This window comes from Agriterribacter sp., from assembly GCF_035444585.1.
Classification (GTDB): Bacteria; Bacteroidota; Bacteroidia; order Chitinophagales; family Chitinophagaceae; genus Agriterribacter.
Genome location: NZ_DAOMOZ010000032.1, coordinates 1 through 15,487, shown reverse-complemented (window position 1 = coordinate 15,487; position 15,487 = coordinate 1). Strand labels below are relative to the sequence as shown.

The window sequence follows — 15,487 nt, the reverse complement described above, 5'->3', positions numbered from 1 at the left end:
AGGAGTGACAAAGACCCAAATGAGCCTAAAACTTCCTGATATGCTAAACTATGATCTTTAGATTGGTGGAAATGAGAAACAGTGAAGAGGCTATGATCAACAAGAGCATTAAACAGTTGATCGTTCCTCTCAATAACGCCCTGCGAAAGCATTATTTTTTCTTTTTTAGTGCGGCACGTATTTTTTTAACAACGGCAACAGGAATACCAGTCGCATTAGCAGCCTGCTCATCATTAAATCCAAATTTGATAATAAGATTTTTTACAACCTCGTAGCCTTTTTGTTCTGCACCCTTTTCAATACCTTTCTCAATACCTTTCTCAATACCTTTCTCCATGCCTTTTTCCATGCCTTTCTCGATACCTTTTTCGATACCTTTCTCCATGCCCTCTTTCATTGCTTTTTTAATTTTTTCTTCTGCTGTTTTTTTTACGGCATATGCATCCCATTTTTCTAAAAGTGCTTTTTCGTACAACATATACTCTTCTTTTTTTAAATTGGCTATTTCAGCTATATGGAACAATTTCTGAAACATTTTCTTATGTAAAATTACAGGAATTTTTTCCATTTTTGCCATGTTACGCAGCACATACATCCAACGTTCGAGATCAGTTTTTATTCCATCTTCTTCCAGGTTAAAGTTAGGTAACTCCAAAAATATAAATCCCAGCTTGTTATAAAAGGTTTCACCGGTCTCTTCTTCTGCCAGCCTTACCCGGTGCAGGTACTTTTTAGATGAACTACCGGCAAAGTTAAAATCCATCAACGCTATGAAATATACTTCTTTTAACTCGAAGTCCCAGTTCTTATTACCCTTTTGCCCCTGTTCATGCAGCTTACTTGAAGTATAAAAGACCGCCCTGTCGGTGAAAAATTTCTGCTCTGCTCTCTGTATTTCAATAATAAAAGTTTCGCCATTCGCTCCCGTGCATGTAAGGTCAAAAATGGCTTTGCGGTAATGTTGTACCGGGCCATTATTTTCCTGCTGGTTATACACCAGGTCTTTTATTACTTTTCGTCCTTTGAATAATTCGTTCAGGAAGGCTATCAATAAATCCTTGTTGGGCTCAGATCCGAAGATCCTTTTGAAGCCGAAATCGGTGAGCGGGTCAATAAAACGCCCGATAGGCGGTGCAATGCTTCTTGTGGTGTTTTTCATAATTAAAGATAACATAATATTGATCAGCCTGATTATACTATATCAGTCAAGCCGCTGCCCCTGCTCTAATAACTGCTTTTTCAATTCACCATAATTTACCTTCTGCACACTTACCCGATTGTCTATTGCATTTACAGCGGCGGTGGCAGCAGATTCTCCCAGGATCATGAATACAGGCTCCATACGTATGGAGCCGTAAGCAACATGCGAGCTCGACAGGCATACGGGCACCAGCAGGTTTTTACAATCCTTTTCTTTGGGAAGAATGGATCTGTAAGATATACTGTACGGCCGGGGTACATGCACGCCAAAATCACCTTCATTCTGCACATATCCCTGCGGCGTTACATAACGTTGAATATTGTGCGAATCCAATGTATACGAACCCATACCAATAGGATCTGTAACAGGATTTTTACCCAGGATCTCATTTTCTGTCATCACAAGCTCTCCCACCATACGTCTCGCTTCACGCACATATAGCTGTTGCGGCCAGTTGTCGTTATCTGCAAATTCATCTTTGGCAAGCCCCCAGCTATTGAACTCATCCTGCACCTCCCGTGGAATACGCGGATCGGTAGCTATAAAATACATCAGGCCCTTCTGATAGATTTTGTGTTCTTCAATGATCCGGCGACGCAACTTATAAGAAGCATCCGGGTATGCATAGTTCATTCCTATATTGTCTGTACTGAATGGTCCATGATTGTTGGTATCGGTTTTCATATTGGGAATGGGATCAAACTTCTGGAAAAGCTCCCGCCACCCTGCATTAAAAATCCTTACGATCAATTCATATTGATAAGGATCATAATCTTTGGGCCGGGGAAAAGGCACTTGGTTTTCGGGGTGGTTGGATAAACACATGCGGTAACAATATGCCTGCACTTTTTTATCTCCGTTGCCCCTGTTGCCCGGCGGATCCGGCGAAATACGGGGAAGCAGCCCGCTTAACGGATCGCCCGGTGTTTTATAAGGATCAATGTTCGATTTGAAGTAATGCCCGTGATGAAATACTTCTGTTACTATACCGCCCCATTTTTCGTTGTACAAACCGGCGGGTTCTCTTCCTACAGTATAACCAACATGCGCAGCCGCCATCAGGTCGCCCTCGTAGGTAGCATCTATAAACATCTTCCCCGAAAAAATATTACCACTTACTGTTTTAAAAGAGATGATCCGTCCATTGTTTATTTCTGCACCTTTTTCACGATCCAGCCATTCATTGCGCAATATCGGTATGCCATTTTCCTTTACAAGATCTTCAAACACTTTTTCAGCCGCATGCGGCTCAAATATCCACATCGTTCTGTTCTCTCCATCTACCGCAGGGGTACCCTGTCCTTTATTGCCGTAGGCTTCCTTCTTTTGCCATTTCCAGGATTCCGGGCGGTTGTAATGAAGATATATGCGATGATAAAATTCCCGTGCCAAACCACCGATCACCGTTTTGTTTCCTGTATCGGTAAATCCAAGTCCTCCCGATGTCATGCCGCCGGGATGCTTATCCGGTGAGACAATAATTACAGATTTTCCGAGCTTTTTTGCCTGCACTGCGGCAGTAACTGCTGCGGATGTTCCGCCGTAAATAATAATGTCCGCATCATATTTTTTCCCTTTACCCGGGGCGGTATATGCAAATACCGGACTGCCGGCGGATACAGCTGCTCCGCTGCCTATGGCAAGAGATCTTATAAAATTTCTTCTTTTCACCCGTATGTTTTTTATTATGCCGGTTTAAACACCGGTGATTTAATTACTGTAAATATAACCCGGCATATGGTTACTCCGCTTCGTTACTTATTATTAAAGCTTCTTTTCTCTAAAAAAGGATCTTCATGAAGCCATTGCTGCAATTCAGGCACGCTCACTTTTTGTACAGGAACATTTTTTGAAATCGCCAGTGAAGCAGCCATTGCAGCCGGTTGCCCGGACACCATAAAAACAGGCATTCCTATTGTATTGGTCGAAAATCCGCCCCGTTATTGATGCCCATCCCAGGCCACAGGAAGGATCGCCGGGGATTTTGCATGTGTTTATCCCATCCGGGAACTGGCGATGACCGGATTGTTGGTGGTATTCCGGTAATTGAAAACCACGCTGTAATCAATGCCGTTGTATTTAAATTTTTAAGGATCTTGCTGTTTGGCGTTCTCGCTCATCCATCCAGTTACTTCCTGCTGCAACCTATCGGGGAAGCCGTTACAGGTATCAGGTTGCTCAAATGTTAACTTATCACCTGCCTGTTTTTGCTGATATAGTGCCGATACAGGCGATACAATTTTCTGTACACGCTCTATTGAATGGCTTCGGTCTCTCTTAGGCGCAATAATCAACAATGAACGGGGCGCTATGCAAGACAGTATCTCGTCAAAATCTACCGGGATACGGTCTTCATGACCGATAAAAAAGCCCAGCCGGGGGATAAGGCCATGCAATGCGGCATAATGCCTGATCCCTTCAGTGCCTTTATTGTCGTTTCTAAAAGAACTGAATGCGCTTACCACAGCAGCGCCCTTTACGCGGGTATCCAGCGCAGCAGCGAATAATGCTACTGTACCTCCCAGGGAATAGCCTGCTACGTATATTTTTCCCGTATCAATAAAAGGCATCCGTGTATAGGCATCATTAATAACATCCCGGGTATCCGACACCATTTTGCCCAGCAGTGACCAACGAGGATAGCGGTCATAAAAATGCAACGCTTCGTCAACGCGGGTTCCAAAACCTGCCATATCCAATGCCAGTACTGCAAAGCCTTTTTCGATAAGCCGGCGGAAGAACGGTATGCTCCGCCTGTGGTAACCCGTGGCATAGGAATACTCATGCAGGTATATGACCAACGGCAGCTTTCCAGATACAGAATCTTCAGTAACACTTCCCGCAGGAAAATAAATATTTCCCCACAAATCATCCCCAAGAGGCGTATAAGGACCAACGGACATTTTCTTTATGCCGGCAGGCAAAGAGGACTCGCTTATCACCTCTTCGAGATAATCATCAGGATAAGTACTGTTCTTTTTTAAAAGGGAAGACAGTAGCGTCTCTGAAGGTACGCCCGACGGCTCATCTCCCAGCAGCCAGCAGACCTTGTTCCGGATACTGTCTTGTTGCACAGATACCGCTTTTTTACCAACGGGGAATTTCAAAGGATCTATGCTTTCTCCGCTTAACTGCTCCCATTTCTCAAATGAATAATCATAATACAATTTATTTTCAGGAGCCTTGTGAGAACGACCAAAAATATAGTCAAAGAAATCAATAAAATCTTCCACATCCCTTGCAGCATGCTGGTGCCGCCCGCGGCGCAACAGGATCGCGATCTTCGCATCCGCTTTTAAAAAATGATATACTTTCTTTACTGATTGGTATGATTGCCCTATTCCCCATGGATTGCCCTGTTCTTCAGTAATAGCAGACACCAGCATCAATCCCCTGGGCGCTATCAGCGACATCAATGAATTCTGATCTACAGGCAGCTTTTGTTCACGGCCGGCAAACCAATGAAGGCGGGGAGAAAACCAGTGTGGAAAGTTACGGGTAATCTCTTCGAGTGATTCAGAATCAAACCGCTCATCAGACCACCTGAATGTGCTTTCACCTCCGGTTCCCCCACTGCTGCTCACTACTGCTTTAATCCTCTTGTCGAAGGCGGCTGCCATCAGCGATTGCTTCCCGTTGCGGGAATGCCCCGTTAATGCAATGCGGGCGGTATCCACTTCCGGTAATTGATAGAGGTAATCTATGACCCGCGAAGCTCCCCACGCCCGTTTCATCAAAGTGGCAAAATCATATCCTGCAAAAATTTCATTATAGTTCTTTGTATCGTCTTTCACATCAGCGCCGGCATATACACAGCTTATGTAGCCTCTTCTCACTGCTACCTGCGCCCACCCCCTGTGATTCCACTGGGTCATAAACACGGGCAATGCTTTAGCTGAAAGAGGTATCATTAATTCTACCGTCATCTTCGCTTTATACCCGGGCCCGAAGCTTAGTTCTGCCATTTGCAGCTTTACTCCGCCTTCTGTCTTTTCTCTTAATACTTTCACATGAAACGTTTCAGGAGGAGGAGGAACCGAGCCCGATATCCAATGTTGGTATTGCCCGCGTATCCCGTCTCTTTTTTTGTACCACTGTTTCTGGGTTATTATAGGAATATCTTTTTTACCTTCATCCAATACCAGTGGGTCCGGCAGGAAGGGAATGGAAGGAAGATCGTTGATACCGATAGAATCGGGCCATGCTTTTGTCTGGGCAGAAGCAGTCAGGTGATTTCCACCCAGCACGGCCAACAGCGTACATGCTATAATATACTTTTTCAATGAATTAAATTTTTATAGCAATGCAAACACATTGTGAATGTTAAGGTATAGTTTCTAATGGGGGAACATTTTGATCTGCCCCGGCATAACCAATATTCTGGTTGATCCTTCCTAATGTATTTGCCGTTATCACTGACTGCGGGATAGGCCATAACATATTATGCGGATAAATAGTAGCAGTATTATCCCAAAACACATACAGCGGTGGACTGAAGAACGGATTATTCTTCTTCACACGATCATAATACCAGTTCTTATCGCTAATAGTCGCTAAACTATATCCATCCTTATTGAGCTTTGCGAAAATAAATGATACTCTTACCATCTCTGAATGCCTTGGCTCTTCCGCGTACAATTCACGGGCACGCTCATCAAAAATATAATCAATAGTAACATCCGAAGCCGAGATAAGCGGAGCATGCGCACGTTCCCTTACTTTGTTGATATCATCTGCAGCAAGGGCTGTCTGGTCTTTCCAAAAATAAGCCTCTGCCCTCAGAAGGTAAGTTTCCGCTAAGCGGAATATATACCAGTCTCCCTGCCCTCCCCAAGGTTGGATGAAGTTGGGCGTTGGCACATAAACTTTATTGTTGGGCCAGGAATACCATGTATCCATCGTATCATATAAACTCTTATAGTATTTTTTAGTAAGTGGTTCGCCAAAGTTGGGAGATCCGGCCCTTACAGTAATTATTTCAGAAGTTGACTCGCCCATCTCAATCCAATTACACTCAGCTCTGCGCATATCAGGTGTGGTATTCCATGCATAGTCTTTATCTCCCCATATCCAGTAATGCCAAAAATCATTGGTTCTCACATCGCCATTACCAATGCCAAGCGTATCTCCCGATTTAGTATCCCAGTTGGTTGCTCTGTTACCTGTTGCGTCGAGCACTCTCCAATAACAAGGTGAATAAGTTCGCATGGCGCAAGTGCCGATGCCATCATACCATGTATTTGGAGGAGCATCTGCTCTGTCAACCGTAGCATAAATTGTTTCTGTATTTGCAGGAATATTTTTGTTTTCGCAACGATGTAAATCCCACATAACGTTATAATAAGATTTAGAAGCATCGCTTCCAAACCTGCTGGTCATTAGCGCATAAGGGCCGTTAATGACATCTGAGGCTGCAGATATTGCTTTATCAAAATGGCCGGTTTCCAAATATATTTTTGTCAAAAGATGATTAACGGCGCCTTTGGTTACATCTCCAAGTTTTGCTGCTGTAACAGGCAACCATTGAAGCGCATACTCCAAATCTTTTTGAAGCTGGTCAAGTATAGCAGACCGGCTGGTAGAATAGTAATCCAGTTTTGGGCCTTTTAATTCTTCACCAACCCAGGGAATATCCCCATAAGTATTCACTAACCGGTAATACCAGTAGGCGCGAAACCAAAGCGCCTCTGATAAGATACGATTTTTGGCATTTGGATCAACCCATTCAATGTCATCTATCCGGGTGATTATGGTATTCGCATTTTTAATATAAGTATACGCATTATCAAAAAAAGTTAAAACCGGTTCTCTAATAACACTACTTGGAGTAATCTTATTCCAATCACTCTGACGAAGTGGAACAGCAAGATCTGAAAAAGATGTTTCATTAGCAATATAATTGATGTATCCATGGTTTTCTGCATTAATTTGCTTTCTGCATGTTACCAGTCCGGCTTCAAATCCGGCTTCATCAACAAAAACATTTTCAGGCGTAAAGAACGAAAGTGGGTCGGGCTTTAGTCTGTCCTTTGAGCATGAAACCCCTATCATAAGGATGACTAATTGCAGGATGAATATTTTAATTTTTTTCATTGTATTTCGCTTTAACGTTTAAACGTAATGAGTTTAAATAGCAGGATTATAATGAGCAGTTTAACCCAATTGTAAAAGTCCGTGGCATAGCGCTCATTCCTGATTCAGGATCCCACCCGGGCCATTTGGTAAATGTGGCAAGATTTCTTACTGAACCGAATAGCTGCATATTAATCATTTTAATACGCCTTAGTAATGACGGAGGTAAACTATAGGCCAGGGATACGTCCTGAATTCTTACAAAGGAGGAAGGTTTATATATCATTAACCCTCCTCCATAACCACCTGTATTGACATTAAGACGTGCATATTCATTATTAGGTCTGTCTGCTGTCCAGTAAGGTACGGGACCATTATTTCTATTCCATCTATCATTGGACTCGAAACCAGCGTTTAATGCTGCACTATATGAACTTATGTGACCAAAATCGGCACGAACAAAAATTGATGCGGTGAAATTTTTTAAGAATGCAAAATCATTCCTTAATCCCAGACGATATCTCGGAACAGTATATCCTATAAACTGTTTATCTTCTATATCCACGTATTTACTATCCTTATTAACGTCAACGGATTTAAAATCACCAGGCTGCATACCATACTTAGCAACTTCTGCTGCTTCATCCAATTGCCATATACCGGTAACTTTATAATCCCATACTACATCAATTGCTTCACCCGGGAACCAGCCGTTGGTAAAATCCGGAACTTCTCCTGTACGCTGTTGCCCCAAAAGAATATACGTTCCGGTATCTCCAAAAAGAGACTTGATCTTATTTCTGTTGAATGAAAAGACAAGACTTGACTCCCATGAAAAATTTGGTCTGTGAACATTTTTCGTGCTTAAAGTCATCTCAAATCCTTTATTTCCTACTTCACCAAGATTGGTTGTAATGCTTGAAAATCCTGTAACTCTCGGAAGGGTCCGGTTCATTAAAAGGTCAGTAGTAGTCATGTCATATACATCTGCGCTAAGGTCAATTTTGTTTTCCAGCAAAGCTATATCCAACCCTAAATTAAGAGCACTGGTCTTTTCCCATTTCAATCCGCCGTTTGCCAGACTTGAAGTAGATACGCCTACACGAACACTACTGCCATCGTACCATGCATTTGATCCCAATTTTGCCAGGGCCGAATAAATCCCAATATCCCTGTTACCGTTCGCTCCCCAGGAAGCTCTAAGTTTCATCTTGTTTATAAAATCAACTCTGAAAAATTTTTCATTGGTAACCACCCAGGCAAATGCCAAAGCCGGAAATAAAGCACGTGGATTTTCCAGGCCAAACGCAGAGTAGCCATCCTGCCTTACAGACGCAGTTAAAAGATATTTATTCAGCAAGGAATAGTTTAACCTTGCCATTAATGCATCTCCCGTACTTTTAGTATCATTATTATTTATTGTAGGAGAATTACCGAACTGGAGTCCGTTGTATCCAAGTTGTTGATTGGGGCTAAAGTCCTTATTGGACATAGATGAAGACCAATGACGGTTTCCTTCAACATTTGCCAACAGCGTTACATTAAAATCATGTACGCCAAACTTCCTGTTCCAGGTCAACAGGTTATCCACCATCCAATTCATAGCAGAAGACTCCTCTCTTGTGCCCGTTGGTAACTCATTGGCTGCACCTCCCAGTTTTTTACTGATAGTTGTGAAGCTAAAATTTTTATACGTCTGATAGAATGGCTGAAAGGAGGTTTTGAACTTTATTCCGAACGGAAGCTTTATTTCCGCATACATATTGGCAAAAAGACTGTTTGTTTTATTTAGCAAAGAAGTACGATAGTAATCTAATAAAGGATTATCGGAATGCCCGTGCGGGTATCTTTCCAGGTTGCCGTCCGTGTCAAACATTTGTCCATAAGGGCTGTTTACATAGAAATTCATACTGGCAGGAACCGAATTGGTGCCTCCGTCGGAAAACTGGCTGTTCAATCCAACATTTAACCAATCTACTATTTTAAAATTTACATTCAGCCTGGATCTTATTGTTGAATATTGATCGCCCACCCTGATCCCTTCATTATTATCATACCCTATGGACCAATAATATTTCAAAGCATCGGTTCCTCCGGAAGTGCTGATGTCATATTCCTGTCTAAGTCCTTTTCTGAATACTTCGTCATGCATGTCCATTGTCCTGCCTGCGAGATAATTTTCCTGCTCTATCGGAAAGAGAGGCAATCGTGCCATCCATTCTTTTATATTATCGTCAAGTGGCGTACTGGAACTTAAAGCACGCCACTGATCAATAGTCATATCGGCGGGAAGCTCATTAGGATTGGTAAAAAAATTATAATTAGCTGCCGGATCCAATTGCCTAAGAAAATCCTCTCTAAACCGGATATATTCTTTAGGCCCCAATCCCCTCCGCTGGTTATAACTTTCAGTAATGCCTAACTTGGAAGAAAAGCTAATAACAGGTTTACCTCTTTTCCCTTTCTTAGTAGTAATAATAACCACACCTGAAGCAGCCTTGGAACCATAAATAGCTGCGGAGCTCGCATCTTTCAGGATATTAATTGATTCGATATCATATAGTCGGTTTGCTCCCTGATAACGGCAAACACCTCTTCCAGAGAGACTTTTTTTCCCGAAAAAGTGATGGTTTGCGACAGGCCTGTAGCGGTTGTTTGCAAGCAAAATCCTAATAGCAGAATAGTGGTGAGTTGCATCACTCGCAAAGTTTTGGGTAAAATTCCACGAATGCCGGTGCATTGGTGGACAAAAGCAGTAAATTGCATACTTTCGTTACGTTTTGGGTTAATGAATAATATGTCTGTTGAACCGGTCTTTTATAGTGTTAGCCCAAAATTTTCGCCGGATGCTGTTGCGAGCAGCGTCCGGTTTTTTATTTACAATATCAATATTGCTAAAGTTCTTCTCGTCCGGGGCCGTTACAGGTCACAAGTTTCGGTGCATATTGTAACCCGTAGCCTAAAACCTGTAAGTGCTTTATCCTCTAATACACCGTAAGTACCTTCCCTTCCAGCCTGAAATGAATATCCTTATCCTGTAATCCGCTCAATAATTGTTGCAAGGTGAGGTCCCTGCCAATTTCACCGCCCAGCTCTATATCACCTACTCTGCCTTCATAACGCATTTCTACATTATACCATCTTGCAATCTGCCGCATGGCTTCCGACAGTTTAACATGATGAAAGTTGAAAGTCCCGTTTTTCCAGGCCAGATCCCTGTTCAGATCTGTTCCGTCTATATTACCATCCATATAGGCATTCCCCGGCTTTAATAAACTACCATTAATTTCAACTAATCCTTCTAAAAGTGAGGTCTTTACACCGGGTTCTTCCGGGTAACTGTTTACATTAAAAGAGGTTCCTTTTACTGTAATTTCATCCGAATAGGTTTTCACTGTAAAGGGTTTTGCCGCATTCTTGGCTACTTCAAAATAGGCTTCGCCGGTAATGCTTACCACCCTTGTTTTTCCCGGAAATGCCGTGGGATAGGTGATGCTGCTGGAAGCATTCAGCCACACCAACGTACCGTCGGAGAGTTGCAATTTATATTGCCCACCCCTGGGCGTGGTCATGGTATTATATGCCGCTACATCCGACTTACCATATACCAGCGCACCATCATCATTGCGAATGGCAATTCCTTCGTCTGTAATAACCTGTTCTCTACTTGCATTTAAATCAATTTTTTTTCCGCTGCTTAGCGTAAGCACCGCTTTATCAGAGCCCGGCAGTATATCGTTCTGTACGCCTGCCTGCACCTGCTCTACCTGCGATTCTGGTACAGTTTCTTTGTTGTTGTAATATAATACCGCTCCTATCCCGATGAATAGTACCGCCGCTGCAGCATATCTAAGCCAGGAATTGCTCGGCATTTGCATTGTACTTCTTTTGTTTTCAGTAAGACTGTTTTCTCCTGCCGGATCATCAGTAGTATGTGTGGATATGGATAGTGATCCGATGCTATGTGCTGAACGCCTGGGCAGGGAACTATGTGCTAAGATGTCTCTTATCATAGTGTCCACCTTCTCCTTGTCGTAAACAAAACCTTCGTACGTTGCCTGATTATATCGTGCGGCAAACATCTCACTCAGCCTGTTTACATTTTCCCTGCTGCTTAGGGATTCCAACAACAGTAACTTCTCTTCTTCTGAAAGTGTATTCGAAATATACCCCTGCACTAAATAGTTGAAATCAGTATTGTTGCTCATATGCCCACTATAGACACCGCAGCGCTACTTCCTGTACTATCCGGCAGAAGTTTTTTTTCAGGAAATGTGAAACAGGATCAATAGGGAAAGAATAGTGAGGTCGCCTTTGTAGTTCAGGCGCTCCCGGATGAATTGTATTGCTTCTGCAAGCTGGTTGCGGACTGTATGCTCAGAAATATTCAGCCTCTCCGCAATCTCCTTTCGGCTAAGTCCTTCTTTTTTGTTTAATAAGAATACAAGCTTTCTTTTTGGAGGCAGCAGGCTTACAGCTTCATCAATCAATGATTGAGTAAATTTCGCATCTATCCCACCCTCAATCTCTTCAGCATGGGCCAACTGGCTATTAAACCGGTGTGAATTTAACTCACGCCTGATGCTTGATCTCAGATGATTAGAAGCGGTATTGGCTATTATCCTGCATATCCACCCGAAAGGGTTTTCTATGGCGGTGAGAGATGAACGGTGAAGCCATATCTTTAAAAATACTTCCTGCATGATGTCATCGGCCTCATTTTCTGACCTGACAAGAGAAACCGTAAAGAGAAATAATTTTTTATAAAGAGTATGTACAACCACCCCGAACGCTTCCTCGTCACCCCGTGCGAGGCGTTCAAATATGGTATGGTCAATCGTATTGTGCGTTCCTTTTTCCAAAGCAGTAAAGAAATGGTGCATGAAGTTAGGAAAAAGAATTTAGTATGAGGTGTCAATCAGGCGGGTAGCTGCCAACGATAAAATACGCTTTCTTTCCTTTCACTTCCTGTGCATAGCCGGCTGCCTCCTGGCATTACGGAATAAAAAACAGTAAAAAACCGAAGCGTATCATTTTTTCACTATTTTTAAAAAACCAAATGATCGGATTTATTAAACCCAAAACAGGTGTTGCATGATCACTCAACGTAATGAGCACACGCTGGAGCTTTGTTTTACAGATATTTTTAAACGGCACGAGTACAAGCTGTATACCCTTGCTTTAACGCTTACCAAATCCGATCAGTATGCCAAGGATATTGTGCAGGAGGTTTTTCTAAAATTATGGGAACACCGCAGTCATATCCATGCCATTACCAATATGGATGCCTGGCTGTACAGGCTTACCGAAAATAAAGTGATTGATTTTTTGCGTAAAACCGCTGCCGACAAAAGGTTAAGAGATGCATTGTGGACCAATATGCAGCATATGATGAATGAAACCGAGGACATTGTATCTTTAAGGGAATACAGCCAGATCATTGAAAAAGCCATTTGTCATTTGCCTCCCCAGCGCAAACGTATATACCGCCTGAGCAAAGAACAGGGGCTTAATTATTGCCAGATTGCCCATGAGCTCAATATCTCCCGCCATACGGTCAAGAACCAGCTTTTTAATGCCATGCGCTCTGTCAGGAATTTTCTTAGCCGCACAGCAAAGCTGGTTTCCCTGTTTTTTTAGATTTTTTTTTATCTCCAATAGGAACAATGCGGCGTTGCTTCGTCATTACAACAAGAGCATATTTGTGCAATGGAAGAAAGAATACGATACCTGCTTCGCCAGTATGAAAACAACAGGTGCTCTCAGGAAGAGCTCGAAGAATTGTTTTACTATATCCGCAATACCCGCAGCAGCGAGGCGTCGTTAAAGCGGATGGTGAGAAAAATATATGACGACATCCGTAAAAACCATCCTTCCTTTACCTATGTTGATGAAAACGGGCGGCTGGTACTTACAGAGCCCGACCAGGTAAATGTTGCAACGGGCAAGCAGATACGCAAAAAAAAGATAAAAACCCCGGTATTGATCGTTCTGGTAGCAGCTATTTTAATGGTATCGGCTGCGGTATGGTTGTTGCGGCGGGATATGGATGGCCACACTAAGGCACACCGGAATACCGCTATCGTTTTAACCAAAAAATTCAGTGAGCGTTCCGAACAAAAATACCTGTTGCTTCCCGACAGCACCGAAGTGTGGATGAATGCAGCCAGTTCGCTTGAATTCCCGGATGAATTCAACAACAACAAAAGAGAAGTATTGCTGAACGGCGAAGCTTTTTTTAAAGTAAAGCATGTTCCGGATAAACCCTTTATCATTCATACAGGTAAAGTGTCTGCCATAGTATCGGGTACTTCCTTTAATATAAAAGCGTATCCCGGTCAAAAAGAACTGATCATATCCGTAAGCCGGGGCAGGGTAAATGTTGAGCAAAATCAAAATATTGTAGCAACACTTACCAAAGGGCAGCAGGTTAAAATTGATAACGCAGAAGAAAAGATCACAGAAAAAAATATTGCAGTAAGCAAAATAGCTGCCTGGCGGCAGGGTGACATGATCTACGATGACGAGGTTTTTACAGATATTGTTGCGGACCTGGAAAGGATCTATAATGTAAATATTGACATTGTAAGTAAAGATGTACCGCAACTGAGAATATCTGCTTCATTCAGGAAAGATATAGGAATATCACAGGCGCTGCTCATTTTTTGCAAACTATCAGATACAAAACTGCACAACGAAGGCCGCAAATTTGTTATACGGTAACATATACATAAAAACAAAACATCAACGCGGCGGTAACATATATTTATTCTTTATACCGTGTCCGTCAATATTTTAAAAGGGTCTGCGGATAATGCAGGCGCCCTTTTGCTGATCATGTTATATCCACAAAAAAAATTGCCTGCCGCTTGGGGGTAAAGGGTGTTGGCTGTTGTCATTACGGTAAACGGGTTAATTATAGGATGATATTGCTTTGGCATTGACCATCCCGAAGTATCCCTGTTTTTTGTTCATCACTGAAACAACGGCTTTTCCATGACAGTTGATCGTATTTGGCTTATTCTTGGTAAAAAACTTTCCGGAGAAGCCTCTCCGGGGGAATTGGAAGAATTGGAAAAGATGTTGCGCCATCACCCCAACCTGCATTATCCCATACAGAACATTACGGATCTGTGGCGGCTTAAAAAACCCATTAACCGGGCGGAAGCATTAGCCTCCCTGCAAAAGCATCTTTTGCGCCTGGGGGAGGCGGAAGCTCCGGCGGCATCAGCGGCTGAAGCTGCCTTTCCCCGAAATGCAGAAAGCCATATAATAAAAAAAAGAAGCCGGTCTTTTATTGGGGTTGCCGCTTTCGGCGCCTTAGCCTTGCTGCTTTCTTACGCCGTATACTATTTCGGGAAAGCAGAAACGCTGAAGAAAAACGAGATCGCTACCCGGGCAGGGGCGCATTCAAAGATTATTTTGCCCGATGGTTCAACCGTTTGGCTGAATGCAGGCAGCAGGTTGATCTACAATAAAAATTTTGACGCCGCCATCCGCGAAGTGGAATTGATCGGGGAGGCCTATTTTGATGTAAAAAAAGATACCACCCGCCCTTTTATCATCCACGCACAAAAGATGAACATCAGGGTATTGGGAACGGCTTTTAACGTAAAATCCTACCCCGGCGATAAAAATTCCGAAACCAGCCTTATACGGGGATTGATAGAGGTAACGATAGATGACCGCCCAAATGAAAAAATAATCCTGCATCCTGCCGAAAAGCTGGTAGTGATGAACGACGGGCAAACAAAAAATGAGGCAGACGGGAAAATAGCCGGTATTCCTTCTCCGGTGGTAATAAGTAAAATCAATTATGCCCCGGCCGACAGTGCGGTTATTGAAACATCCTGGATAGACAACCGGCTGATCTTCCGGAACAAAATATTTTCCGAACTGGTGGTGGAACTGGAACGCAAATACGGTATGGCATTCAGGTTTAAAGATGAAAGCGCCAAACAACTGATGTTTGACGTGAATTTTAAAAATGAAACCATTCACCAGGTATTGCAGGCTTTACAGTTGGCCAATCCTTTTAACTACAGCATTGAGAAGGAAACCATAGTAATATCAAAATAATACAACAGGTATGTATAATATATATAACAGTTCTTAGCTGCTTAAAAAGAAAACGGGAAATGTTGGAGCATTTCCCGGATGGTTACAAACTTGTCTTACGGCTGAAAACGGAAGATGCAAGTTTATTTTATAACC

The 15,487-nt window shown here is 42.7% G+C and carries 11 protein-coding genes; 3 read left to right on the top strand and 8 right to left on the bottom strand.

The annotated features are described in order from the left end of the window. Positions 1 to 151 precede the first annotated feature (151 nt). From PLH26_RS05540 to PLH26_RS05505, 8 genes are all read right to left on the bottom strand, one after another. Positions 152 to 1,159 (bottom strand): Rpn family recombination-promoting nuclease/putative transposase, encoded by a 1,008-nt coding sequence (locus PLH26_RS05540; protein WP_324585001.1) that lies wholly within the window; start codon positions 1,157 to 1,159, stop codon positions 152 to 154. Positions 1,160 to 1,201: 42 nt separating this feature from the next. Continuing rightward, the gene (locus tag PLH26_RS05535) at positions 1,202 to 2,872 is read right to left on the bottom strand and encodes an FAD-dependent oxidoreductase (RefSeq protein ID WP_324585000.1); all 1,671 of its coding nucleotides are present in this window, start codon (positions 2,870 to 2,872) and stop codon (positions 1,202 to 1,204) included. Between the two features lie 83 nt (positions 2,873 to 2,955). Beyond that, positions 2,956 to 3,111 carry an FAD-dependent oxidoreductase gene (locus PLH26_RS05530; protein WP_324584999.1) on the bottom strand — a complete coding sequence of 52 codons (156 nt, stop codon included), beginning with the start codon at positions 3,109 to 3,111 and terminating at the stop codon, positions 2,956 to 2,958. A 177-nt stretch (positions 3,112 to 3,288) separates the two neighbouring features. Beyond that, a complete protein-coding gene (locus PLH26_RS05525) occupies positions 3,289 to 5,484 on the bottom strand; it encodes an alpha/beta fold hydrolase (protein ID WP_324584998.1) in 2,196 nt (731 codons plus the stop codon). A gap of 40 nt (positions 5,485 to 5,524) precedes the next feature. Beyond that, positions 5,525 to 7,294, bottom strand: a complete 1,770-nt coding sequence (locus PLH26_RS05520; protein WP_324584997.1) for a RagB/SusD family nutrient uptake outer membrane protein — start codon at positions 7,292 to 7,294, stop codon at positions 5,525 to 5,527. Between the two features lie 46 nt (positions 7,295 to 7,340). Then, complete coding sequence (locus tag PLH26_RS05515; RefSeq protein ID WP_324584996.1) at positions 7,341 to 10,013, bottom strand: SusC/RagA family TonB-linked outer membrane protein; 2,673 nt, start codon at positions 10,011 to 10,013, stop codon at positions 7,341 to 7,343. Between the two features lie 244 nt (positions 10,014 to 10,257). Continuing rightward, the gene (locus PLH26_RS05510) at positions 10,258 to 11,481 is read right to left on the bottom strand and encodes a FecR family protein (protein ID WP_324584995.1); all 1,224 of its coding nucleotides are present in this window, start codon (positions 11,479 to 11,481) and stop codon (positions 10,258 to 10,260) included. Positions 11,482 to 11,538: 57 nt separating this feature from the next. Beyond that, on the bottom strand, positions 11,539 to 12,156 hold the full coding sequence (locus PLH26_RS05505; protein ID WP_324584994.1) for an RNA polymerase sigma factor: 618 nt from the start codon (positions 12,154 to 12,156) through the stop codon (positions 11,539 to 11,541). A gap of 211 nt (positions 12,157 to 12,367) precedes the next feature. Between PLH26_RS05505 and PLH26_RS05500 the strand changes: the two genes are divergently transcribed. From PLH26_RS05500 to PLH26_RS05490, 3 genes are all read left to right on the top strand, one after another. Beyond that, positions 12,368 to 12,913, top strand: a complete 546-nt coding sequence (locus PLH26_RS05500) for an RNA polymerase sigma factor (RefSeq protein WP_324584993.1) — start codon at positions 12,368 to 12,370, stop codon at positions 12,911 to 12,913. A 69-nt stretch (positions 12,914 to 12,982) separates the two neighbouring features. Next, on the top strand, positions 12,983 to 13,996 hold the full coding sequence (locus tag PLH26_RS05495; protein WP_324584992.1) for a FecR family protein: 1,014 nt from the start codon (positions 12,983 to 12,985) through the stop codon (positions 13,994 to 13,996). Between the two features lie 273 nt (positions 13,997 to 14,269). Further along, positions 14,270 to 15,352 carry a FecR family protein gene (locus tag PLH26_RS05490; RefSeq protein WP_324584991.1) on the top strand — a complete coding sequence of 361 codons (1,083 nt, stop codon included), beginning with the start codon at positions 14,270 to 14,272 and terminating at the stop codon, positions 15,350 to 15,352. The last annotated feature ends 135 nt before the right edge of the window (positions 15,353 to 15,487 follow it).